This window comes from Nostoc sp. C110 (assembly GCF_043099725.1).
Taxonomy (GTDB): domain Bacteria; phylum Cyanobacteriota; class Cyanobacteriia; order Cyanobacteriales; family Nostocaceae; genus Nostoc; species Nostoc muscorum_A.
In genome coordinates this window covers 96,757-119,091 of record NZ_CP171148.1, presented here as the reverse complement: position 1 = coordinate 119,091, position 22,335 = coordinate 96,757, and the positions used below count along the sequence as shown (strand labels likewise).

Genomic DNA, 22,335 nt, shown 5'->3' with positions numbered 1-22,335 from the left:
GCGAAGACCAACTAACTTGAGTGACTCTGGACAAGGAGGAACAAATGAGAGCTTACCACGAGCATATATGGCACAGGCGAGGCAGTTACTGAGCAAATGAAAATTTTACCATCTAGGATGAAGACCAATCAGGCAACTGGCGGTAAACCACTCTATCGTCGCTTATGGTTTTGGGCAGGCTTGGGTGTAGGTGGTGGGATAGTTGCCTTGATCTATGGCATCAGTCTAATAGACCGCACTTTGCCAGATCAGGCCGAGTTAAACGCCGTGCTAAGAGAGCAAACGTTGACGATCAAAGCCTCTGATGGAACTATATTACAACAACAAGGTGAAGCTACCAGAGAACAGCTAAAGCTAGAACAAATACCAGATAATTTAAAAAAAGCTTTCATCGCCTCAGAAGATAGAAGATTTAGGCAACACAACGGATTTGACGCGCAAGGGATTGTCAGGGCGGGTTTGAATAATTTGCGATCGCAAGGTGTGGTAGAAGGTGGTAGCACCATCACGCAACAGTTAACGCGGATTCTCTTTTTGAAACAAGAACAGACAATCTGGCGCAAACTCAAGGAAGTCCGCCTAGCACAAAAAATGGAGCATGAATTAACCAAAGATCAGATTCTAGAGCGTTACCTGAATCTGGTTTATTTGGGAGGTGGAGCTTATGGTGTGGCAGATGCCGCCTGGGTATACTTTAGTAAATCCCCAGACCAGCTTACCCTTGCAGAAATGGCAACGATCGCCGGATTAGCCCCTGCTCCTAGCTTATATGCCCCAGACAAGAATCCCGAAGCGGCAATCCGGCGAAGAAATCTGGTATTGCAACGGATGCAAGAGGATGGAGTTATTACACCAGAGCAAAGGCAAGCAGCACTCCAAGAGCCACTAACCCTTAAAAGCAGTTTACCCAAGCGAGTACAAGTAGAATCACCCTACTTTACCAGCTACATCCAAAAAGAATTGCCGAAGTATGTTCCTGCTAAAGTGTTGGCAAGTGAGGGATTAGTCGTGGAAACCACGCTGAATCCGACTTGGCAGAAAGTGGCAGAAGAGGCGGTTGCCAAAACGCTGCGAAATCAAGGGCGCTGGGAGAACTTTAAACAAGCAGCAATGGTTGCCATTGACCCCCGAAGCGGTGAAATTAAGGCAATGGTTGGGGGAAAAGACTTTGGTAAAAACCAGTTTAATCGAGTTACCCAGGCACAACGGCAGCCAGGATCGACATTTAAAGGGTTTGTATATGCCACTGCGATCGCTAGCGGTAAAAGCCCCTACGATAGCTACGAGGATGCACCTTTTGTAGTAGACGGCTACGAACCGAAAAACTATAGTGAAAGGTTTCGGGGTTCAATGAATATCCGAGATGCTCTCACCCGCTCTATTAATATTATTGCGGTGAAGGTGTTGATTGATGTCGGATTTACGCCGACGATTAAACTTGCCCATGATATGGGGATAAAATCTGAACTCAAGCCCACCTACTCCTTGGCTCTCGGCTCAAATGAAGTAAATCTACTGGAGTTGACCAGCGCTTATGGCAGTTTTGCAACTCAGGGATTGCACACAGAACCTCATGGTATTACCCGCATCCTCAACCGCCAAGGTAAGGTAATCTGGTCAGCTAATTTCAAATCTAAACGCGCCCTTGACGCTGACAGTGCCGCCATCATGACTTGGATGCTACGTAACGTCGTAGAAGAGGGGACTGGTGCTGCTGCCCAATTAGGTGAGAGACCAGTTGCTGGCAAGACAGGTACTTCCGATGAAGCTCGCGATTTGTGGTTTATTGGCTACATCCCCCAAATGGTGACAGGGGTATGGCTAGGTAATGATGATAACCGCCCCACTTATGGCAGCAGTGGCAGCGCCGCTTACACCTGGCACGAATTTATGGAGAAAGCGGCAGAGGGGATGCCTGTCGAAAAGTTTCCCAAACGGCCAAAGTTAGAAGGTCGCAAAGGTACTATCAAAGCCCAGTCCATTAAGCCCAAACAAGTGCTGAATCGTTCTATTTCATCTAATGATGACTCAGAAGGAGAAAGTGCTAGAAATTCTGAGGAGAGTGGTTCATCAAGGAGACGTAGGAGAAGGAGCTATTCTCAAGAAGAACAGCAGTCAAACTATACCCCAAGACGGAGAAGGCGCGATCGCAGCGAAGAATCAAATTCTAGTAACTCTTCTTCAGAATCATCTACTCCCCGGCGGCGCTCTAGAAGAGTAGAATCTGATTCTCCCCCGCCTCCCAGAACTCGCCGATCTTCCTCTCCCGACAATAATAGTTCTGGTTCTTCATCGCCACAACCATCCTGGCGCGAAAGACTTAGACCTTCTAATTAATGAAGAGTGGGCATTGGGCATTGGGCATTGGGCATTGGGCAAAACAGTTCCGTTAGCGGATAGCTAAGGTTTAGCCCGTGAAGAGTTAGGAGTTACGAATTCTCCCCCTTGCCCCTTGCTCCCCTGCCTCCCCTGCTCCCTCATCTCCCCTGCCCCTCTGCCTTTTTTATGCAATATGAAGTTGCTCAAACTAAACTAGGGGAGGATGTTAAGTGATACGCTCATTCTATAGTGTGTCAAGTAGTGTCACTTAACATTGGAGAATATACTCATGCATATATTGATGCAGGCAGCAGATTCAGTTGCAACAGGTGGTGGTCATTTTCCCTTTGCTTTCACCTTGGTGTATGTCGTTGGTTTTATTGCTGCTGTAAGCATTGGTTCAATAGCTTGGTACAACTCGAAACGCCCCGCAGGTTGGGAAAGCAAAGAGCGTCCTGATTTTGTGCCTAAAGTTGATAAAGAAGAAACTCCGGGTGTGGGGAAACCGAAGTCATAATTTAGTCATTAGTCATTAGTCATTAGTCATTAGACTATGAACTTTTGACTATGATTAGGTTTGTACGTCAACCCAACGACGGTACAGCTTTTGAATTTGTTTGAGAAGTTTTGTCTGAATCGGTTGAGTTGAATCATTTGGCTTCGCTATATCTTGCAATTCTGTCAAGAGTCTAGCTTCTTCGACGGCGACTTCGCCATCGCTATAAATTAAGCCACTGATGGCTTCAATCAGATTTTCACAATCTTCAAGGCTGGGGCGATCGCCTAAATACTCCCGCACCCAGTCATAACATTCTTTTGGCTGTACAGGAACTAATTCGTATAGCCAAGGCTTAATTTCTGGATCGTTAGCCAAACCTTTTGCTTGAGCTATTTCGCGGAGATATTGCCGTTCTTCTGGCTGGATTCTGCCATCAATCCAGGCTGCTCCAATCAGGATTTTAACTAAGTTTTTGACATTGGAAGGTGTAACCATTGCTGCCTCCTCTGGTAGATTCAGGCCACCATCAAATCGTACAATCCCAAACAGTATTCACTCGGAATTATTGGTTTTTCTTAAGCGAACCATAAAAAAGCCATCCATGTCCTGTTGGTGGGGCCAGACTTTAAACCAACCTTGAGGGGTGCTATATGCAGAAGCAGCCAACTTAATGCCCTTTGGAGGCTCAATTTGCCAATGAGGTGAATCAGCTAAAAATGCCGAAATCACTTCTTCGTTTTCTGCTGGATGCAATGTACAGGTGGCATAAACTAGTACACCACCAGCTTTGACAAAAGTTGATGTATGTGTTAACAATTCTTTTTGCAGCACCGAAAGTTCCAGGACAGATTCTGGTGTCTGTCGCCAACGAGCATCAGCATGACGGTGCATGGTTCCTAACCCGGAACATGGAGCATCAAGTAATACGCGGTCTGCGGTGTTTTGAAATTGGTTGGAATGGCGGCTGTCGCCAGTGTAAATTTGAATAGATTGTAAATTTAGGCGTTGAGAATTTTCTTGAAGTTTGCGAAGACGAGAAGAAGTGCGATCGCAAGCCCAAATTTTCCCGCTATCTGCCATTAATTCAGCAATGTGGGTTGTTTTACCCCCTGGTGCAGCACAGGCATCAATTACCACCTCACCTGGTTGGGGGTCGAGCAAATGACTTACCAATTGGGCGCTAGCATCTTGTACAGTCCACCAACCTTCTTTAAAACCAGGTAGTTTTTGAATTGATCCAGTATTACCAATAAATCGTAAAGCTTGGGGTAAATCAGGAATCCGTCTTACCAAAAGACCAACAGATTGCAAAGCCGCCTCAACTTCTTCGATGGAAGTGCAAAGTGGGTTGATACGTAAATCAATTGTTGGTGATTGGTTCATCCATTCACACAGTTGTTCTGTCTCGGTCAAACCCAGTTGTTCTAACCAGATTTGAATAATCCAGTCAGGAAAGCTGTGTAAAATGCCCAAGCGTTCCACTGGGTTTTCTGGAAGTTGTAACGGATCAAAGTGGGGAACTGGGCATTGGGAACTGGGAATTGGGGACTGAGGATTGATTATTTGCCTTGTCCCCTTGTCCCCTTGTCCCCTTGTCTCCCCTGTCCCCCTGCTCCCCTGCTCCCCTGCTCCCCTGCTCCTCTGCTCCTCTGTCCCTCTGCCCCCTTGCCCCTCTGCTTTTCTAAGATACTGGCGTAATAGACCGTTAACAAAACCCGTAAGTCCAGAAAAACCATTTTCTTTAGCGAGTTGGACAGTGGTATTAACAGCAGCAGAGGCGGGAATACGCTCTTGATAGCGCAGCTGGTAGAAACCCAAGTGTAAGATGGTGCGGAGGTCTGGGGGTTGTTGGTGAGATTTCTTTTTGGCAAATTGATCTATGAGAGTATCAAGAGTGCGCTGCCTTCTGACGCTCCCATAAACCAATTCTGTCACCAAGCGGCGATCGTGATCGGGCAAATTAACTTTTTGCAGTACTCTATCTAGGGCAACATCAGCATAAGCCCCCTTATGAACATCTCGCAGGGTGATAAAAGCTAGTTGACGGGGGTTTGTCATGGAAACATGAATCAGGAGTCAGGAAGCTTTTGTATTCTAACTCCCAACTCTTTACGAATTACGAATTATTGCATATACGGGTCTACACTAGCGATTTCAAACTCACATGCTCTAGAAACCTGTTCTGCTGGTAATTTACCAAAGCTGATTAATGGTAAATAAGTGGGGTTTGCCATCAGTTCTTTCGCCAATAAGAACCCAGTAATTGTCCAAGTTTGATATTTCCTAGCTTGTTTCCCAATCAGTCGCCCTTTCTTACCGTCGTAATATTCTGGCCATTGATCTGTACTGAGCCGTCCTTGGGCAGTTTGAATAGCCTTTTGTGCAAGACTTATTTTGTTAGTTTTCACAGCCGCGGCTGCCAACATCCACATTAAAACTGGCCAACTACCAGCATTATGATACGACCAAGGGATATTTTTGGGGTCACATCCAGTTACAATTCTGTATTCTTCATGTTCTAAAGCTGGGAAACAAATTTTCATCGGCATATCTCCCACCAAATCATCCCATCGATCCTCAATGAGAGTCATAATTGCTTGTGACTGTTCTTCGGTGGCTAAGTCTGAAATAATCGCCATTAAGTTTCCGAGTGAAAAGAAGCGAGTATCTAGCTGCGACGGCCCGACATTACCCGCTAGATAGCCACCTTTTTTTGGCAACCACTTATCTAATTCATAATAGGGAACAGAATCTACATATATATTGAACAGATTCACAGCACCTTTACCATATTCTTCACTTTTGAAGCGATAAATTTCATTCAGGCGATTAATATCTATCCAATAATGCTGGCGAATATGAGCGCATAAAAGAGGCAACCTGTTATCAATGGCTGCCACAATATCGGAATTCCCTTGACAAATTAGCAGTTCACGAGATGCACGCAATGCCGTGTAAAAAAGAACTTGCAATTCTAAAGGATGCCCATAAATGCCCATACGACGGTCAATCATACAAGCACCATCTGGAACCAACAGCGTTGGGTACATATCAAAGCGATTTGCCAAGCAGATTTCCATGATTAACCTGATGCCATTTTGGAATTCAGGTTGATAAGCCAGAGAAAAATCTTCAGTGGCGACTACATAGGCACGTAACAAAATAATCCACCATAGGCAAGAATCAACAGGTGTAACTCTAGCGATCGCATGTTCACCAAAGTCTGCTTCTAGATATTCTTGCCCATTGTCTGATACAACTTTGAAGCTAGCTGGTATTAATCCTCGTCCAGGCTTATAGGCATCTAATGCCTTTTCTTTAGGCTGTAACTTTAAGGTTTCTTCTAAGAAATTACGAACAATATCTGTTCTACCTTTGATCAGAAAAATTAGAGCTGAAGAGACAAAATCCCGAACAAAGCACTGGTCATAATTGAGAGCCTCTACAGATGCATCATAAGCGGCTACAGTACCAACGGGGCGGCCTTGATAATAGAGAATTGATTTTTCTAGTGTTAGCCACGCTTCTTCTACTTCTTTTAAATTTTCAGTAGTTTCCAATTCGTTTAGGTGCATCGCCAGAATAACTCCATTCGGGTTGTGAATTTGTGGTAGATGCGTCTTCATTCCTTATTTTTGCTATTCTCAGCATAACAAAAACGATTCTTTGAATAGCATGATTTGGAGAAAGTTAATCAACTAACAATAAATAAATCTGCTGAAATTTTTACAGCCTTATTATTAGTTAATTGCCCTATAATCGATTACTGCATTGGTGAATTATAGTTGTTTTTATTCACCCAGAGTAGTAATATAATTCTTCAAACAGTCACACAAGATATATTTTTAGATTATTTATTGTTCTGTTTCTTGTCCAGAAGCTTTGCTTTACCAAACAAAAATATATCTTCAGCGCTGCTTATGGTTTGTGTGAAGTTAAAACTGGTCGCAGTATATTTACTTGAGCAGGATTAGTTTTTGACACTAAGAGGTCAGATTATTCCCCTATAGAATAATAATTTATAACTTTTTTCCAGAATATGCAAGATGGATTCTTGAAAAATTTAAAATGTCAATACTTCTGAAGGGTTAAATTTTTTACCCTACTGGCAGATGACATGGGCTGTTTATAAAAGTAATTAAGTCTCACAGAGAGGTGTATAGACACGGAGTAGCTTGGCTCGTTAATTAAATAATCTCAGCATCTTTAGACCTGAAAGTATCAAAAGCTTGATTAATTGTTTGCATTAAAGCTTTTGCGATGCAGAACTGTTGACATCAGAATGATATTGTCTTGCTAATCGAAGATACGCAAGTTTAATAACGTTGGCATTATCACTCTGATTTACGCCTAATATTTCCCACCATTGTTCCCAAGTTTTTAAATCCCAAAGCCTAATAGTCTGATCGGCGCTACCACTTCTAAGGATTTTACCATCGGGACTTATGGTGACAGACAAAACTGCATCTGAGTGTCCATTCAAGGTGCGTTTTACTTTTCCCGTGTATTCCCGCCTACAGTTGCAGAAACGCCAGTACCTGCTAGGGTTCCGCCTGCGATAAACGCTGCGCCTGTTTTAGAGCTTAAATTTTGAATTAACTTCTTGTAAACTAAAAAAAGTCAAAATACTTAAATTTACCAAGCTTATTTATATAAAATTCAAACTGTTATCATAAATCTTCAGGTGTTAAACCTGTCACTTTAGCAATTCTTGCTAACATCCGAGGCCCAATCTCTTGACCATCATGAAAGGCAAACACAAAATCAGCCCAATCAGGATGTGTCAGAATTTTATGTGAACCTGACTGGCGTTTAATCTCCCAACCAATACGTAGCAAAGCAGCTAGGACACGCTTTGCCTTTGTGCTAGACCACTCACTCATGCTGCGGCAAATGAAACGCTGACTAGCTCTGGAGTTACTTCTCCATGTTCCAGCTTATCTGCTAACACACGTAGAGCTAATGCTTGAACTCTAGCAACTGCTTCTTCTGGTGTCTGACCGTAAGCCAGTACACCAGGAAAACCAATCACTTCAGCCAGAAAGCGTCCATCCTCTTCTTGTTCAATCTCTATCGTGAAGTTCATAGGTAAGCCAGTGATTGTAATAAAAGCGATTCCTGGATAAAACAAAAAATTTATATGACCTCAATTGATTCTAGCAGGCACAAAAAAGCCAGAGCCTTAAAACCTAGCAGCCACTGCCCTACGAAAGAACTCTGTAGCAAATGTGGACTATGCAATACATACTATATTCTCTATGTCAGGTAAGTTTGCGCTTTTGTTAATAAGCAAATAGGCGAACTTGAAGAAGAAACTCACACGCAATCAAAAAAAGCTTACCAAGCAAATTCTTCCACAGAAATATCAATAATATTTTGGTGTGATGCCTACGGCGGTAAACTAAGCACTTTCCATAACACGAAGATTTTGTGGAATCAATGAGTATCAATCACTTACTTAATATCACATCAACTAGAAACCTTCCATGCCATTATCCAAACTCAAGATACTCAATAATAGTTCCATCAGGATGCATCGCTCGCATATTCGCTCCAGTGGTAACTTTGTTCGGTTCCGCCAGAATCACTGCACCCTGCTGAATAAGTGCTTCTTTAAAATCATTGAGTGAGTCCACAAGAAATGTTGCGTGTGTACTCTTGAATGGAGAGAGTGCTTCTGCCGAACCAGCAATTAAAAGAATAGAACCCACACTTGCGAGTTCCAACTCAGACTCGGAATATTGAAACCACAACCAACATTTTTCTGTAAAAAGGTTTTCATAGAAAGCGATCGCCTCATCCAAGTCTACTGGACTAAGATAGACTCTGGTTAATACTTTAAGAATTTGCATTGCAAACTGTCTATTAGGCAGCTAATGGATTTTGTTTTGCTTACTCAGCAATCATAGTTAACTAAGATTGATCAAGAAATAGTCTATCTTCAACTTGAAAAAGGTCTTCAACTTTCTGTTCATCTAGCTCTTGATAATGTTGTTCGCAGTTAATCAAAATACATTTCATTTCTACTCCTTTAGCCCCACATAAGTCATCTGTATAGCTAGAACCAATATATATACATAGATTTTGCAACAGTACCTAGTTTGAGGAGTATGTCAGAGAAAATAGCAGGAAGATGTTTTCTGATGCCATCTTGAATTAATATCTCTACAAGAAAAAATATGTCTGACGCTCCCATAGTATATAAACGGTACTAAATTAGTAATACATCAGGTGTAGTTTAAATAATTACAGATTCCGAATTACGAATTGTTTCAAATTTTTTTCCCTGTGCGTAGATAAAATAATTATCTGTCACTTTTACCTCAGCCTGAAAGCCTGCTTTTTTTAGCTTATCCTTAAGTTCATCTGGCTGATAAAAAATTTTGACAATCTGAAATTCTTGACCATCATTTAATTTACGAGTTTTATATATGTTTCCGTCGTCTTCAAGGATATGATTGTTAGCTGTGGATGTCGGTTCAAATTTAGAGTCAATGATAAATACTTCCCCACCAAGGCGAACAGATTGGTAGACTTTCGTCAAAAAAGAATCGAGTAATTTTGGTGGCACATGAGATAGCCAAAAGGCGAAGAACACCAAATCATATTCAGTGTCAGGTTGCCAAGTAAATAAATCAATTAGGTGATATTCAACACTCAGTGAATTTAACTTCGAGCGATTAATTGCAATCATTTCTTCAGAGGCATCGATCGCAGTAATCTTTTTACCGATCCTTAAAAGCTCCTGCGTCCAGATACCTGTTCCAGATGCTAACTCCAAAATATCATCCATCAAACCAATTTGATGTAATGTATTTTTTATCACAGCTAGTTCATTAAACCAGCGCTGGTTTATTTCGGAACTGCGATCGTAGCGTCCTTTCCTATAGAACCACTCATCATATTCATTGGCTCTAGCGCGATAGTACTCAATCTGTTGTTGAAGAATATTATCTGTCATCGCGTCCTTTCTGATCCGATTGAATTTATATTTGACATTGCTATGACTTTCAGTAAGATTTTTTTCTTCAATGAATAAACTTGCATTTCATCTGTAATTATGTGGTATTTTTATCATTACATAATAATACGGTGAATCAATAAACTTATCGTAGATTCACTGTTAAGTAGCTGAAATCTGATATTTATTTACCCCTGAAAGCAGAATGAAGATGTTTACTAAGTTCTCTTCAAGTCGATTTTTGGGTATGGCTTTTGCCTTCCTCCAAAGGTTCAAACAGCAAAGAATCCACACCTTTTCCCTATTATTTGCATTGGGACTTAGCTTAACTTTGGCTATCTCTGCTTGCTCTCCAAGCACAAGTAACAATGGAACAACTCAAACCGCTAGCCCCAGCGCTGTAGCTAGCGGCACTACAATTCGTATAGGCTACCAGAAAGCGTCAACTGTCCTCTATGCACTGAAAGCGAGAGGAGAATTAGAAAAAGCCTTTGCAACTTCAGGATCTTCCGTAACTTGGTCAGAATTTCCGGCTGGGCCTCCAATGCTAGAAGCATTGAATGCAGGTAGCATTGATTTTGGCTATACCGGAGAATCACCACCAATATTTGCCCAAGCTGGGGGTATTCCTCTAGTTTATGTTGCCTACGATCCTTGGAGTCCGAAAGCCGAAGCCATCGTAGTACCCAAGGATTCACCTATTAAAAGTGTGGCTGAACTCAAGGGCAAAAAAGTTGCTTTTGCCAAAGGTTCTAATGCTAACTACCTATTGGTTAAAGCACTCGAAAAAGCAGGGGTACAGTACAGTGACATCCAGCCAGCAACTCTCCCACCCGCCGATGCTCGTGCTGCCTTTGAAGGAAAAAAGGTTGATGCTTGGGCAATTTGGGACCCATATTTAGCCGCAGCAGAAGCAGCAACAGGCGCACGCATTTTAGCAGACGCGACGGGATTAGCTCCCAATCGTGGTTATTATCTAGCTGCAAAATCTTTTGTTGATGCCAAGCCGGATGCTTTAAAAATAGTTCTGGATGGGGTGAAGCAAGTTAGTAACTGGGCAAAGAATAATCCTACTGAAGTTGCTAAACTTCTTTCCCCTGCTTTGGGTATAGATGCTCCTGTGTTAGAAATAGCAGAAAAGCGGCGTGAATATGATGTACTTCCGCTCACAGATGAAGTGATTACTAAACAACAAGAGATTGCAGATACCTTCTACAAAATTAAGTTGATCCCGAAAGAAATCAAAGTTAAGGAAATTGTTTGGCAGGGAAAAGTGAATAATTAATAAATAATGATTTTTGAATTCCGAATAATGTTACAAGTTAACATAACACGTTTAAAAGTTATTATGCCTTTGTTAAATTCCAAAAATAGATTTTTCGGTAAGCTTAATAGCCTAAATTTAAGTACTAACCGGTTAAGTTCGTTAGTTATATTTGGTATATTATTCTCTCTGGGAACTAGTATTGGTGTAGCACAAGTCAGAACAACACCTAAACCGGGATTCACACTGCAACTTTTACATACTTCCGACCAAGAAGCAGGTGTTCCAGCACTGAAGGATGCACCAAACTTTTCGGCAGTGTTGAATGCACTCAAAAATCAGGATGCTAATCGTGACGGTAAGCCTGATTATCCTAATACCTTAATCCTTTCATCTGGAGATGCCTATATTCCCAGTCCCTTCTTATTTGCTAGTGATCCAGTTTTTGGTGGACAGGGAAGAGGAGATATTTTAATTTTAAATGCTCTAGGGTTTGGTGCGATCGCCTTTGGTAATCACGAATTTGACTTAGGTACGGGTGTTGTTGCCGATTTACTCGGTGCTAAAAAAGATTACCCAGGTACAAATTTTCCTTATCTCAGCACAAATCTAGACTTCAGCACTGATAAAGACCTGGCAAAATTAGTTACTGCTGATGGACAAGAGGCAAGTAAAATTCCTAATAAAATTGCCCGTAGTACCATCATTACCCTCAATGGTGAAAAAATTGGTGTAGTTGGGGCGACAACTCCCACTATGCGGACTATTTCTTCTCCCGGTGGTGTGACTGTGTTGCCTAAAGAATTTAACGATCGTAATGCCGCAGACATCGCCGCCTTAGCTGCTGAAATTCAAACTTCTGTCGATGCACTGCTGACAAAAAACCCAGATATTAATAAAGTTATTCTGTTGGCGCACATGCAGCAAATTGCTATTGAGCAAAAGCTAGCAAAATTACTCAAAGGAGTAGATATTGTTGTTGCTGGTGGTTCTAATACCTTACTAGCCGACAAAACAGACCGTCTACGAGTCGGTGATAAATCTGCTGGAACTTATCCAATCCTCACAAAAGCAGCAGATGGTAATCCGATAGCCGTAGTTAATACCGATGGAAACTATCGTTATGTTGGTCGTCTAGTAGTTAACTTTGATGCCAATGGAGTGATTATTCCGTTGAGTATTGACTCCAAAATCAGTGGTGCTTATGCGACTGATTCTAAAGGTGTAGCAACTGTCGGTGGGAAACCTGATCCTAAAATTGTCGTCATTACAGAGGCACTTCAAAAAGTGATTATTGCCCAAGATGGTAAAATTTTTGGGAAAACCAACGTCTTTCTCAATGGCTGGCGCGGTGATATCCGTACACAAGAAACCAATTTAGGGAATTTGACAGCCGAAGCTAATTTAGCGATCGCTAAACGATACGATCCTAAGACAGTCATTTCCATCAAAAATGGCGGTGGTATCCGTGACAATATCGGTATCTACACCTTTCCTCCAGGTTCGACTCGCTCACAAGATGTTATCAAACTACCACCTCAAGCAAATCCTGTAGCAGGTAAGAAAGCAAAAGAAATTTCCCAACTTGATATCACCAATGCGCTACGATTCAACAATGGCTTGACTTTAGTTACTCTGAGTGCAACAGAATTACTGGCAGTGATTGAACACAGTGTAGCAGCGATCGCACCCAGTGCTACCCCTGGCAGTTTTCCCCAAGTAGCGGGATTAACCTTTAGCTTTGACCCAGATTTGCCAGCAGGTAAGCGCGTCAAATCCCTTGCTATCAAGGATGAGAAGGGCAAAATTATTGATGTAGTAGTTAAAAATGCCGAGTTAGTGGGTGATCCTAATCGGATCTTCCGCACTGTTACCCTCAACTTCCTCGCAACTGGTGGTGATGGCTATCCTTTTCCGAAAACAGAACGGGTTGATTTGACATCAAAAGATGCTGATAAGAGCAAACGCACAGGTTTAGCCACCTTTGCTGCTGATGGTTCCGAGCAAGATACATTAGCCGAATATCTGGCTGCTAACTTTAAGCAGATTCCCTTTTCTCAAAGGGATGTGCCACCCGCAGAAGATACTCGCATTCAAAATCTCAAATTGCGTAAAGATGTGGTGTTATCAGATTAATTATTTGTGCCTATCTACTTAAAGATGTATAAGTTTGCCCCGGCTTGGGAGAACGAGCAAATAGTATTTGGTGCTGCGCGGCCTGGATACACTAATAAACAGGTTCTCGATTGGATACAATTCATGAAATCCCAAAATATTAAGCGAGTTTGTTGCCTTCTTCCCAATCAACAACTAGCTCATTACTCTAATCTTCTGGATAGCTACAAACAGGAATTTGGTAATCAGCTAGTATGTTGGGCACCAATTGTAGATTTCCATCTATCTGATTTAGAAACCCTCACACAGAAAATACTTCCTTTCTTAATAGAAGCAGATAAACAAAATCAGAAGGTAGTTGTACACTGCTCTGGTGGAATTGGACGTACTGGACATGTATTAGCGGCATGGCTAGTTAGTGTCCGAGGATTATCAAATCAAGCTGCGATCGCTGCTGTCAAGAAAACAGGTAGAAATCCTTATGAAGCTGCATTAGCTGCTGTGTTTAGAGGTAGAAATCCGTTGAGAGTTGTAAAAGAACTTGACTTGCTTCTAAATGATTGCCGTCTAGCAATACATAAAGTATTTTGATTTTGCTATCATCCTGTTTAATCAGTCTCTTGGCGAGGTAAATTCTATGGCAATGGTTCTAGATAAAGTAGTTCCTTTTGGGAGATCAATGGATGAATATATAAAAATATTCAATTTAACAGACGCAGATTTAAATAAAAAAATTATTGGAATTGGGGATGGCCCGGCAAGCTTTAATGCAGAAATGACAGGTCAGGGTAAAAGTGTAGTTTCGGTTGATCCACTATACCAATTTTCTGGTGATGAGATATTGCAACGATTTAATGAAGTGGTAGATAACATCATTAACCAAGTCAAGGCTACATCGAAAGATTGGGTATGGGGCTATCATAAATCTCCAGATGATTTGCGACACAATCGAGTCAAAGTTATTAAAGAATTTCTGTCTGATTATGAAAATGGCAAAAAAAGTAACAGATACATAGTCGATGAGTTTCCAAAATTAGAATTTAAAGATCAAGAGTTTGATATAGCCCTGTGTTCACATTTATTGTTTTTATATTCAGACCATCTTGATTATAACTTTCACCTAAATTCTATAGGTGAAATGCTACGTATTGCTAAAGAAATCAGAATATTTCCCCTGATAACTTTAATGTGGAAACATTCTCAACATTTAGATGAAATAGTAAAACATTACACTTCAATGGGTTACAAAATCGATATTGAAAATGTTGAATATGAGCTACAGCCTGGTGGAAATAAAATGTTGAAGATAACCAGAGATGTTTAGAAAATTCATAATTCGTAATTTTCAGTAATCATATTCTGATTACTAAGAAGGATTTTGTCAACAAGCGTTCAATGATTCAATAATTTTTAATGCGATCGCACCGCTCACTACAATCAGCATTATTATGTGGCATTTCTACCAGAAATGGACATCGGTGTCGCTGTTACCAAGTTGTATTAGACCTATCCTTAATATAATCTTTGTGGGATAATCAAACAATAATTAAGAAATATGTATATTGAATAATGACAAGTCCTCTGGCAAGAATTGAATCACATCCGCAAGAAGCAAAGCGATTAATTGGTATTGATTATGAGCAATTTTTAGCATTAGTAAGTTTAGCGGAAAAATGCCATTTAGAAAAACGCGCAGAAATCGAAAGAAATAAAACTCGTATTATCGCCCCCGGGGGTGGACGAAAACCGGAGATATCTTCAAAAGAGGGGATCTGCTTATGCCTAATTTATCTTAGACAAAAACCAATTTTTGAAATATTAGGTTTACTCTTTGACATTTCCAAAACAAAAGCTAATGACACATTTAATTATTGGGTAGAAATTTTAAGAGAAGTTTTACCAGCTTCTCAAATAGAAGAAGTAGAAAAAGATAACAAAAAGTATCAAGATTTACGTAAAATACTTGGTGAATACGAATTAATTGTAGATAGCGCAGAGCAAGCCATAGAAAGACCTATGGACTACCAAAACCAGAAACAATATTATTCTGGTAAGAAAAAAATGCACACTCTAAAAAATCAGTTTATTGTGCTGCCAAAGGGAGAAGATATTGTTGATGTATATGTTGGTAAATTAGGTAAAACAAGCGATATAGGTTTATTTCGAGAAACACGGCATAAATTCAATGTTGAACAAAAGTTTATTGGTGACAAAGCCTATATCGGAAATAATGCAATTACTACACCATATAAAAAACCAAAAAAATCAGAGATTTCACAACTACAAAAAGAAGAGAATAAACAATTATCTTCACGGAGAATTGGTGTCGAACACATGATATGTCGAGTGAAAATATTTCGAGTAGCGAGTGAGAAATTTCGTTTATCTCGTCATCGCTATAATCAGGTAATAATGGCAGTATGTGGACTTGTGAGATTGCGACTTAATTGTTCATGGTTTTTATCTGTTGATAATTGAGTTTATCGGGGAGAGAATAAAACTTCACTCTTTCTATCTTTTCCTTGCTAACTGATAAATTAGCTTGATTAATTCCCCTAAAGCCTTATTGTTGCGTCTACAAAGCGCTTGCGATCGCAATCCATTAAAATCGCTAAAACCATTGTATAGCAAGCACTTCAGATTTACGGATAAGTCTATTTATGGCCAGTATACTTTACTGCGATGAGCGATACTCTTGCGGAGTCACTTCGTGAACGCCATAACAGATACCTGCACCGGTTAATCTTCTACTGAGTAGAATTTGCTTTTGGGAAGTGGCATGAGTTGAAAGTGCTTGTAAATGGTTGATGAACGCCAACATTTAAAGGTGTTGGAATGCGGTGGAGTGAGTCCGGTTTTAATCATTTGTTATATTTACGACTAGCTTGGGTGAATGGACGTTTTTGATAACTTATTTCCAGATTCTACTTTGCCATCCCCTAACCGCTAGATGTGCCCTAATGCTTTTAGATGAAAAAATAAATGTATATATAGGTTTCAAAATTATTACTTTTGGATAATTTAATTTCAAATAAATATCCTTATAAATAATGATATAGGTATTGAATACCTATGTACGTAAGTGAGGTAATTATGTCAATTATAGCCAAACAACAAGAGTTATTTGTGGAGATACCTTCAGACCAACAGCAACTTCTGTCTGGAGGACAATTATTTTCAAGAAGGCGAATTGCTCGTGATATGCGAGGTAATCCTGATATTAGAATCACCGGGAATCTGACCACTGCTGATGGGGATCAAATTCCCATCCTAGTTTTAGGTTTTAGGCTTGACCAATAGTAAACCATGACTAGAAATAGCATAGGTAAAGCTTTGGAATTCATATAGGAACAATATTGATATAATTCACTCACTATCAATTATTTTTTGAGAGAATTGTATTAGTCTGTAATGTATGTTTTCCAAAATCATGAAATTAATGAAATGAAAGAGAAAAGTGGAAGCTATCATTAGCATCCACTTTTTTTAATAGGCGATGAGATTGAGTAAAGGGAAATGGGTAATTTTTTACAGATAGACATGAGCTAAATCTGGACTAAAATTAGATATGCAACTCAACGCTTTTTATTAATCTGAGGATATTGAAAAATATAAATCAAATAATTAAAGAAAATTTTGGCAAGGCGATCGCTCTCAAAACCACTAGATGCGATCGCTTTGTTGGTATATGTTTAATATGCTCTGCTTGAGCAACACTAGAATATCAATGTGGTATTTCATGAATCGGCTAGCAGATTATACTTGCGATGCTGCTCGTCAGCAAAATCATCAAATGAACGGAATCTACCCGCTTCAAAGTCTTTTAATCCTTGCTGAATACTCTTAATAGTCACTTGCAAGAACATCCTTTATTGCTATGTAGACTGTATTCAGGACTCAAGTATTATTCTTAGGGTTCCCAAACCAGAACAAAGCGTTACATTATGACATGAACAAGATTTATAAAAAGGATACGGTTCGGTTTATTTACCTGATTATCACTTGGCGATGCCCAAGCTGCTTAGAATAGTAGTGATAAAGAGGATTATAATTATGAACGTCGTCATTCCTAATGAAATATTAACCGCAACTCGGATGACTGAAAGCGAAATGAAGCAGGAAATTGCGGTGATGCTCTTTCAAAAAGAAAAGTTAACCCTTGCTCAAGCCAGCCGATTTGCAGGCATGAATCGTATAGCATTTCAGCATCTACTCGCAAGTCGTCAAATTTCAGTGCATTATGGGGTCGAGGATTTTGACCAAGATATAGAAAACTTACGGGCGATGGGTAGACTGTGATCATTGTCAGTGATACTTCACCCATTAATAACCTCGCCGCCATTAACCATCTTCATTTACTACAACAGCTTTACGGAACAGTCCTAATTCCTGAAGCTGTCTACCAAGAACTAACTGATCCCAACTTTCCAGTGGCAGGTGCAATTGAAGTTCAAACTTTTATTTGGATTCAAACTTGTCCAGTTCAAGATCGAACATTGCTTGAAGCACTCAGCAATGAACTGGATATTGGTGAAGCTGAAGCCATCGCTCTAGCGCTGGAAATGAAAGCAGATCAAGTTTTAATTGATGAACGTCGTGGTCGCATGGTTGCAGCTAGGCTAAATCTTGGTTACACAGGGATTTTAGGGATTTTGGTTGAAGCTAAAAGTCAAAGGCTGATTTCTGCTGTGAAACCTTTGTTAGATGCTCTGATTAACCAAGCAGGATTTTGGGTGGCGGAACCTTTATACAAGAGGGTTTTGCAGCTTGTTGATGAAAATTAAATGCGGCATAGACTCTCTAGCTGGGCAGCAGTAGGCATTCTGAAAATTTTTACCTATTAACCATCCCTAGCAAGTGTTTGCGGTTAATTTGTCAGTGATACTTCCCCTATCAATAACCTCGCCGCCACCCTACTGAGTTTTTTTTTACTCTGATTCAACTTTATGCCAGAAGTCTATTGACTTCTAGTAAATCTATTGAGAAGCTAATAGTTAGATTTACTAATTAATAGAAGTGCATCAAACTTGTGACAATACTGACGGGAAAAATAAATCGATCGCAACCTGCTAGCGAACCAAAACCGTTGATTTTGCAAACTCAGGGACTCACACGCCGTTTTGGTAAGTTAACCGCAGTTAATAACCTGAGCATATCTGTAGAACAGGGCGAAGTATTTGGACTACTTGGCCCCAATGGTGCAGGGAAAAGTACAGTTCTTAAGATGTTGACAACCTTGCTGCCTATCAGTGCAGGGAAAGCAACCTTAGCTGGCTATGATGTGACTCGTCAACCCAATCCTGTAAGACGGGCTATCGGCTATGTCCCCCAGGCGCTCTCTGCTGATGGTAGTCTCACGGGTTACGAAAATCTCTTAATCTTCGCCAAGCTGTATGGAATACCTGCCAAAGGACGCGATCGCCGGATCTATGAAATTCTAGAATACATGGGTTTGCAAGATGCGGCGAAACGCTTGGTACGAAACTACTCTGGTGGGATGATCCGCAAGCTGGAAATTGGCATATCAGTTCTACATCAACCCCAAATTTTGTTTCTTGATGAGCCGACTGTTGGACTAGATCCCATCGCTCGAACTCAAGTATGGCAACTTGTACTACAACTCTGTGCTGATTACGGCACAACTATATTTTTAACAACCCACTTTTTAGAAGAAGCGGATAGCTTATGTAATCGAGTGGCGATTATGCAGCAAGGTGAAGTCGTTACCACAGGCACACCAACTGACTTAAAAGCTTCTTTAGATAACCCAAATGCAACTTTGGATGATGTCTTTATTCACTATACAGGCGACCAGTTAACATCAGGAGTCAACTACCGTGACACAGCAAGAACCAGACGTACCGCTCAACGGTTGGGTTAAAGCACCATCCACTGTCCGAGGAAATTTGATCTCTGCAATAAAAGAGCTAGTTACGAAAACCCTGGCGATCGCTGAATTGGAAATACGTAAACTCCGCCACGATCCCACTGATTTAGTCGTTCGGGCTGTGCAACCAGCTTTATGGCTGTTAATTTTTGGGCAAGTTTTCGCCCGAACTCGCGCGATTCCTACGGGGAACCTACCCTATTTAGACTTTATTTCTGCTGGCATCTTGGCTCAGAGTATTTTGTTCGTGGCAATTTTTAGCGGTGGAATGACGCTAATCTGGGAGCGAGATTTAGGCATTGTCCATAAATTTTTAGCTAGTCCTACGCCTCGCGTGGCGATGGTGTTGGGCAAAGCCCTGGCGTGTGGGGTGAGGTGCTTATCTCAGGTAATATTCATTTACGGATTAGCATTTTTATTAGGTGTCAAACTAAATCTTTATCCCCTAGCTATTCTCCAAGTACTGCTGCTAGTCATAATGGGAGCGGGTTCTTTTTGTATTTTCTCATTAATTATTGGCTGTTTGGTGAAAAGCCGAGAAAGGATGACGGGTATTGGACAATTGTTAACGATGCCGTTATTTTTTGCGAGCAATGCCATCTATCCGATTTCTTTGATGCCCAGTTGGTTAAAGTTCATTTCCCATTTAAATCCGTTGACTTATCTGGTTGACGGGTTACGTAGCACTATGCTGTTGAATGGCACTAGCATCTATGGCTTTGGTCTGGATTGTACAATTCTCTTATTCACATTAATCATTTTGGCCATCCTTGGTGGAAAACTTTATCCACGGGTGGCCATGTAACTAGGAGAACAACAAGCCCATGACCTTGGATAAACCTAATCAAGGTGCAACTTCCGAAGAATGTGCCGCTAGAGTAATGGAGACAGTTCCATTAGTGATGCGGTTTATCCGAGCGGATATGCGTGCCCATAGTGCCGCTTTTTTATCTATACCTCAATTGCGATCGCTAGCATTTATCAACCGGAATCCTGGTGCTTCATTATCTGACTTAGCAGAGCATTTAGGTGTCACCTCTGCCACGGCATCAGCAACCATAGAACGCTTGGTACAACGCGACTTCGTGAAACGGATTGCTCATCCTCAAGAGCGGCGGCGGGTGCTGCTCAATTTAACTGAAGATGGAAAACACCATCTCAAGCAATCCCAAGATCAAACTCGCGCTCATATTACCGACTTGCTAAAAGGTCTTTCAGAAGACCAAATTTCCAACATTGAAGAAGGCTTAACTCTACTAAAAAATGTCTTCGAAAAAACAGAACTCAAAGCCCCATAACTTTGAGGTTGCAGAACACGATCCCTTTGCAGCCTTTAAGTTTCGAGACTATCGGCTATTTACCATTGGACGGCTGGTGCTGTTCGTGGGGTCGCAAATGCAAACTGTAGCGATTGGCTGGGAACTCTATGAGCGCACTAACTCAGCGATCGCTTTAGGTGGTGTAGGACTGGCGCAAGTCCTACCGATGATTATTCTCACCTTAATTGCCGGAGATGTTGCAGATCGCCGCGATCGCAAAGTCACCATGTTACTGTCGGTGATACTGCTAGCCCTCTGCTCGCTGGCTTTAGCAGTACTTTCCTATACTCAAGGTGCAATTTTTCTAATTTACGCCTGTTTGGTATTAACAGGTGTCGCTAGGGCATTCCTCAAACCTGCCAGCGATGCTCTAATGTGGCAATTGATACCTGTCAGTGCGTTTACGAATGCAGCTACTTGGAATAGTAGTAGCTTTCAGTTAGCCGCAGTTATCGGCCCAGCCTTCGGGGGATTCGGGATTGCGCTATTGGGAAGTGCTACAGGAGTTTATGTATTAGCAGCGATCGCAGCGTTGCTGTGTTTTATTTTAACCCTGGCGATTAAAGAGCAAAAAGTTATTCGCTCAACTGAGCCAATCTCACTCCAAGCGCTTGCAGCTGGCGCTAAATTTGTTTGGCAGAATCAGTTGATTTTAGCAGCAATCACATTAGATATGTTTGCAGTATTGTTGGGTGGTGCGATCGCGCTTCTCCCCATCTTTGCCAAAGATATTTTACACGTGGGGCCAGTGGAGTTGGGATATCTACAAGCAGCTCACTCCATCGGTGCTTTGACTATGGCGATTACTCTGGCGTATTTACCGCCGTTACGCAAAGCAGGCCCGGCCTTATTGTGGTCAGTGGTTGGCTTTGGGGTTGTCACAATTATCTTTGGACTTTCCCGTTCCTTTTGGCTGTCTATGTTAATGCTGATTCTTGGTGGCGCACTGGATAGCATTAGCGTTGTGATTCGCCATACATTGGTTCAAATCAGAACACCCGATCATTTGCGTGGTCGAGTTGCTGCTATTAATAGCGTGTTTATTAGTGCCTCCAATGAGTTAGGGGGCTTTGAGTCCGGCTTGACTGCTGCTTTATTTGGCCCGGTGATTTCCGTTGTGGGTGGTGGAATTGGCACAATTGTGGTGGTAATTGCTACGGCAATGATTTGGCCAGGAATTCGTAAGTTAGGAGCTTTGCAAGAGTATAAATAGAAATACTTATCTATTTTTCATAGATAATATTTGTCCCACCGCAGCAAAAGATAAGAATCACAATCTCGTAGCTTTTGCATAGAGTGGGATTTTTGTTTAGTGAAAGTTGCAGCTTGCGTAATTAAAAGATAGAAAAACTCAAATTTTTGAGATTATATCTAACTTCAATTTGCCCTAAAAGTTATAGAATTGCTACTAAAAAATTGGGAAACTTCCCCCGCCCGCATTAGCACCAAAATTTGGGATAATGCCATCAGTTGGAATACCAAAACTACCCAAATTAAAGCCGCCTTCACTTGGAATACCAAAATTACCCAAATTAAAGCCGCCCTCACTTGGAATGCCAAAGCTACCCAAATTAAAGTTGCCATCAGTTGGAATACCATACTCAGCAAGGTCGAAGCTAGCAGCCGTTGGTATGCCGAATGCTCCTCCAGGTGCAAACGGATCGCTGAGGTTGCCAGGATAAAGACTATCCAAGGCGTTAACAGGAAAAGAATTTGCATCAAATGCCATGAGAGTCAATCCTCCTATTAGTAGATAAATTTTGTGTAATCAAGAAATACTAAGGAAGCATAATTAAGCTTTCTTAGTAACTTTTGTTTTGTTTTTTTCATTGCTAATCTTGATATTTTTGGAATGTATTGTATAGTGGTTTCATAAAATTTACTTTCCAAAAAACCTTTAATTAACGCTAGTTACTTGAAAAAATATATAAAAATTAAGTTATTTTTACAATGAAAAATCTTTAGATGCTT

The 22,335-nt window shown here is 41.0% G+C and carries 22 protein-coding genes and 3 pseudogenes; 16 read left to right on the top strand and 9 right to left on the bottom strand.

Annotated features, from left to right (window positions below):
- Nucleotides 1–67: 67 nt before the first annotated feature.
- Both ACFFRD_RS06315 and psb35 read left to right on the top strand, forming a co-directional pair.
- A pseudogene (locus ACFFRD_RS06315) lies at nt 68–2,337 on the top strand (transglycosylase domain-containing protein).
- Nucleotides 2,338–2,608: 271 nt separating this feature from the next.
- Nucleotides 2,609–2,836, top strand: coding sequence for a photosystem II assembly protein Psb35 (gene psb35, locus ACFFRD_RS06310; protein ID WP_114085228.1), 228 nt, complete (start codon nt 2,609–2,611; stop codon nt 2,834–2,836).
- Nucleotides 2,837–2,890: 54 nt separating this feature from the next.
- Here the strand turns inward: psb35 and ACFFRD_RS06305 are convergent, their stop codons facing one another.
- The 6 genes from ACFFRD_RS06305 to ACFFRD_RS06280 form a co-directional block, all read right to left on the bottom strand.
- Nucleotides 2,891–3,313, bottom strand: a complete 423-nt coding sequence (locus ACFFRD_RS06305; protein WP_012410962.1) for a TerB family tellurite resistance protein — start codon at nt 3,311–3,313, stop codon at nt 2,891–2,893.
- 57 nt (nt 3,314–3,370) lie between these two features.
- Nucleotides 3,371–4,876 (bottom strand): 16S rRNA (cytosine(967)-C(5))-methyltransferase, encoded by a 1,506-nt coding sequence (locus ACFFRD_RS06300; protein ID WP_392480824.1) that lies wholly within the window; start codon nt 4,874–4,876, stop codon nt 3,371–3,373.
- 65 nt (nt 4,877–4,941) lie between these two features.
- A complete protein-coding gene (locus tag ACFFRD_RS06295; RefSeq protein ID WP_190936988.1) occupies nt 4,942–6,393 on the bottom strand; it encodes a glycoside hydrolase 100 family protein in 1,452 nt (483 codons plus the stop codon).
- 671 nt (nt 6,394–7,064) lie between these two features.
- Nucleotides 7,065–7,301: a hypothetical protein gene (locus ACFFRD_RS06290; RefSeq protein ID WP_392480823.1), complete on the bottom strand. Its 237-nt coding sequence runs from the start codon at nt 7,299–7,301 to the stop codon at nt 7,065–7,067.
- Nucleotides 7,302–7,488: 187 nt separating this feature from the next.
- Nucleotides 7,489–7,701 (bottom strand): type II toxin-antitoxin system HicA family toxin, encoded by a 213-nt coding sequence (locus tag ACFFRD_RS06285; protein WP_392480822.1) that lies wholly within the window; start codon nt 7,699–7,701, stop codon nt 7,489–7,491.
- Nucleotides 7,698–7,904: a type II toxin-antitoxin system HicB family antitoxin gene (locus ACFFRD_RS06280; RefSeq protein ID WP_114085253.1), complete on the bottom strand. Its 207-nt coding sequence runs from the start codon at nt 7,902–7,904 to the stop codon at nt 7,698–7,700. The genes ACFFRD_RS06285 and ACFFRD_RS06280 overlap by 4 nt, the downstream gene beginning before the upstream one ends.
- A 54-nt stretch (nt 7,905–7,958) precedes the next feature.
- Here ACFFRD_RS06280 and ACFFRD_RS06275 point away from each other — a divergent pair.
- Nucleotides 7,959–8,150, top strand: a pseudogene (locus ACFFRD_RS06275) (hypothetical protein); the annotation flags it as partial.
- A 160-nt stretch (nt 8,151–8,310) separates the two neighbouring features.
- On the opposite strand, the gene ACFFRD_RS06270 reads toward ACFFRD_RS06275, so the two are convergent.
- On the bottom strand, nt 8,311–8,670 hold the full coding sequence (locus tag ACFFRD_RS06270) for a VOC family protein (protein ID WP_114085223.1): 360 nt from the start codon (nt 8,668–8,670) through the stop codon (nt 8,311–8,313).
- A gap of 386 nt (nt 8,671–9,056) precedes the next feature.
- Entirely contained in the window at nt 9,057–9,779 is a 723-nt protein-coding gene (locus ACFFRD_RS06265; RefSeq protein ID WP_392480821.1) for a class I SAM-dependent DNA methyltransferase, read from the bottom strand.
- 211 nt (nt 9,780–9,990) lie between these two features.
- Between ACFFRD_RS06265 and ACFFRD_RS06260 the strand changes: the two genes are divergently transcribed.
- The 13 genes and pseudogenes from ACFFRD_RS06260 (at nt 9,991) to ACFFRD_RS06200 (ending at nt 21,577) form a co-directional block, all read left to right on the top strand.
- Nucleotides 9,991–11,064, top strand: coding sequence for a sulfonate ABC transporter substrate-binding protein (locus ACFFRD_RS06260; protein WP_392480820.1), 1,074 nt, complete (start codon nt 9,991–9,993; stop codon nt 11,062–11,064).
- Between the two features lie 27 nt (nt 11,065–11,091).
- Complete coding sequence (locus ACFFRD_RS06255) at nt 11,092–13,179, top strand: 5'-nucleotidase C-terminal domain-containing protein (protein WP_392480819.1); 2,088 nt, start codon at nt 11,092–11,094, stop codon at nt 13,177–13,179.
- Between the two features lie 24 nt (nt 13,180–13,203).
- Complete coding sequence (locus tag ACFFRD_RS06250; protein WP_392483257.1) at nt 13,204–13,749, top strand: dual specificity protein phosphatase family protein; 546 nt, start codon at nt 13,204–13,206, stop codon at nt 13,747–13,749.
- Between the two features lie 46 nt (nt 13,750–13,795).
- Entirely contained in the window at nt 13,796–14,482 is a 687-nt protein-coding gene (locus ACFFRD_RS06245) for an SAM-dependent methyltransferase (RefSeq protein ID WP_392480818.1), read from the top strand.
- Between the two features lie 245 nt (nt 14,483–14,727).
- Nucleotides 14,728–15,636: a transposase family protein gene (locus tag ACFFRD_RS06240; RefSeq protein WP_392480817.1), complete on the top strand. Its 909-nt coding sequence runs from the start codon at nt 14,728–14,730 to the stop codon at nt 15,634–15,636.
- Nucleotides 15,637–15,941: 305 nt separating this feature from the next.
- Nucleotides 15,942–16,108: pseudogene (locus ACFFRD_RS06235) on the top strand (ISKra4 family transposase); the annotation flags it as partial.
- A 143-nt stretch (nt 16,109–16,251) separates the two neighbouring features.
- Nucleotides 16,252–16,458 (top strand): hypothetical protein, encoded by a 207-nt coding sequence (locus tag ACFFRD_RS06230; RefSeq protein ID WP_392480816.1) that lies wholly within the window; start codon nt 16,252–16,254, stop codon nt 16,456–16,458.
- Between the two features lie 753 nt (nt 16,459–17,211).
- The gene (locus ACFFRD_RS06225; protein WP_392480815.1) at nt 17,212–17,457 is read left to right on the top strand and encodes a UPF0175 family protein; all 246 of its coding nucleotides are present in this window, start codon (nt 17,212–17,214) and stop codon (nt 17,455–17,457) included.
- Nucleotides 17,454–17,942: a DUF3368 domain-containing protein gene (locus ACFFRD_RS06220; protein ID WP_392480814.1), complete on the top strand. Its 489-nt coding sequence runs from the start codon at nt 17,454–17,456 to the stop codon at nt 17,940–17,942. The genes ACFFRD_RS06225 and ACFFRD_RS06220 overlap by 4 nt, the downstream gene beginning before the upstream one ends.
- Before the next feature lie 245 nt (nt 17,943–18,187).
- Entirely contained in the window at nt 18,188–19,039 is an 852-nt protein-coding gene (locus ACFFRD_RS06215; RefSeq protein ID WP_392480813.1) for an ABC transporter ATP-binding protein, read from the top strand.
- Entirely contained in the window at nt 18,996–19,850 is an 855-nt protein-coding gene (locus ACFFRD_RS06210; RefSeq protein ID WP_392480812.1) for an ABC transporter permease, read from the top strand. The genes ACFFRD_RS06215 and ACFFRD_RS06210 overlap by 44 nt, the downstream gene beginning before the upstream one ends.
- Before the next feature lie 19 nt (nt 19,851–19,869).
- Nucleotides 19,870–20,343, top strand: a complete 474-nt coding sequence (locus tag ACFFRD_RS06205; RefSeq protein WP_012410989.1) for a MarR family winged helix-turn-helix transcriptional regulator — start codon at nt 19,870–19,872, stop codon at nt 20,341–20,343.
- Nucleotides 20,309–21,577 (top strand): MFS transporter, encoded by a 1,269-nt coding sequence (locus ACFFRD_RS06200; RefSeq protein WP_392480811.1) that lies wholly within the window; start codon nt 20,309–20,311, stop codon nt 21,575–21,577. Before ACFFRD_RS06205 ends, ACFFRD_RS06200 begins: the two co-directional genes overlap by 35 nt.
- A gap of 195 nt (nt 21,578–21,772) precedes the next feature.
- On the opposite strand, the gene ACFFRD_RS06195 is transcribed toward ACFFRD_RS06200, so the two are convergent.
- Nucleotides 21,773–22,093: a hypothetical protein gene (locus ACFFRD_RS06195; RefSeq protein WP_163928863.1), complete on the bottom strand. Its 321-nt coding sequence runs from the start codon at nt 22,091–22,093 to the stop codon at nt 21,773–21,775.
- Nucleotides 22,094–22,335: the final 242 nt, after the last annotated feature.

Excerpts from the sequence above, each read along its gene's own strand:
- ACFFRD_RS06280 (WP_114085253.1), bottom strand. The coding sequence starts at position 7,904 with ATGAACTTCACGATAGAGATTGAACAAGAAGAGGATGGACGCTTTCTG.
- ACFFRD_RS06260 (WP_392480820.1), top strand. The coding sequence starts at position 9,991 with ATGTTTACTAAGTTCTCTTCAAGTCGATTTTTGGGTATGGCTTTTGCC.
- ACFFRD_RS06250 (WP_392483257.1), top strand. The coding sequence starts at position 13,204 with ATGTATAAGTTTGCCCCGGCTTGGGAGAACGAGCAAATAGTATTTGGT.
- ACFFRD_RS06270 (WP_114085223.1), bottom strand. The coding sequence starts at position 8,670 with ATGCAAATTCTTAAAGTATTAACCAGAGTCTATCTTAGTCCAGTAGAC.
- ACFFRD_RS06255 (WP_392480819.1), top strand. The coding sequence starts at position 11,092 with ATGTTACAAGTTAACATAACACGTTTAAAAGTTATTATGCCTTTGTTA.
- ACFFRD_RS06230 (WP_392480816.1), top strand. The coding sequence starts at position 16,252 with ATGTCAATTATAGCCAAACAACAAGAGTTATTTGTGGAGATACCTTCA.
- ACFFRD_RS06285 (WP_392480822.1), bottom strand. The coding sequence starts at position 7,701 with ATGAGTGAGTGGTCTAGCACAAAGGCAAAGCGTGTCCTAGCTGCTTTG.
- ACFFRD_RS06300 (WP_392480824.1), bottom strand. The coding sequence starts at position 4,876 with ATGACAAACCCCCGTCAACTAGCTTTTATCACCCTGCGAGATGTTCAT.
- ACFFRD_RS06245 (WP_392480818.1), top strand. The coding sequence starts at position 13,796 with ATGGCAATGGTTCTAGATAAAGTAGTTCCTTTTGGGAGATCAATGGAT.
- ACFFRD_RS06195 (WP_163928863.1), bottom strand. The coding sequence starts at position 22,093 with ATGGCATTTGATGCAAATTCTTTTCCTGTTAACGCCTTGGATAGTCTT.
- ACFFRD_RS06200 (WP_392480811.1), top strand. The coding sequence starts at position 20,309 with ATGTCTTCGAAAAAACAGAACTCAAAGCCCCATAACTTTGAGGTTGCA.
- ACFFRD_RS06295 (WP_190936988.1), bottom strand. The coding sequence starts at position 6,393 with ATGCACCTAAACGAATTGGAAACTACTGAAAATTTAAAAGAAGTAGAA.
- ACFFRD_RS06225 (WP_392480815.1), top strand. The coding sequence starts at position 17,212 with ATGAACGTCGTCATTCCTAATGAAATATTAACCGCAACTCGGATGACT.
- ACFFRD_RS06240 (WP_392480817.1), top strand. The coding sequence starts at position 14,728 with ATGACAAGTCCTCTGGCAAGAATTGAATCACATCCGCAAGAAGCAAAG.
- psb35 (WP_114085228.1), top strand. The coding sequence starts at position 2,609 with ATGCATATATTGATGCAGGCAGCAGATTCAGTTGCAACAGGTGGTGGT.
- ACFFRD_RS06205 (WP_012410989.1), top strand. The coding sequence starts at position 19,870 with ATGACCTTGGATAAACCTAATCAAGGTGCAACTTCCGAAGAATGTGCC.
- ACFFRD_RS06305 (WP_012410962.1), bottom strand. The coding sequence starts at position 3,313 with ATGGTTACACCTTCCAATGTCAAAAACTTAGTTAAAATCCTGATTGGA.
- ACFFRD_RS06265 (WP_392480821.1), bottom strand. The coding sequence starts at position 9,779 with ATGACAGATAATATTCTTCAACAACAGATTGAGTACTATCGCGCTAGA.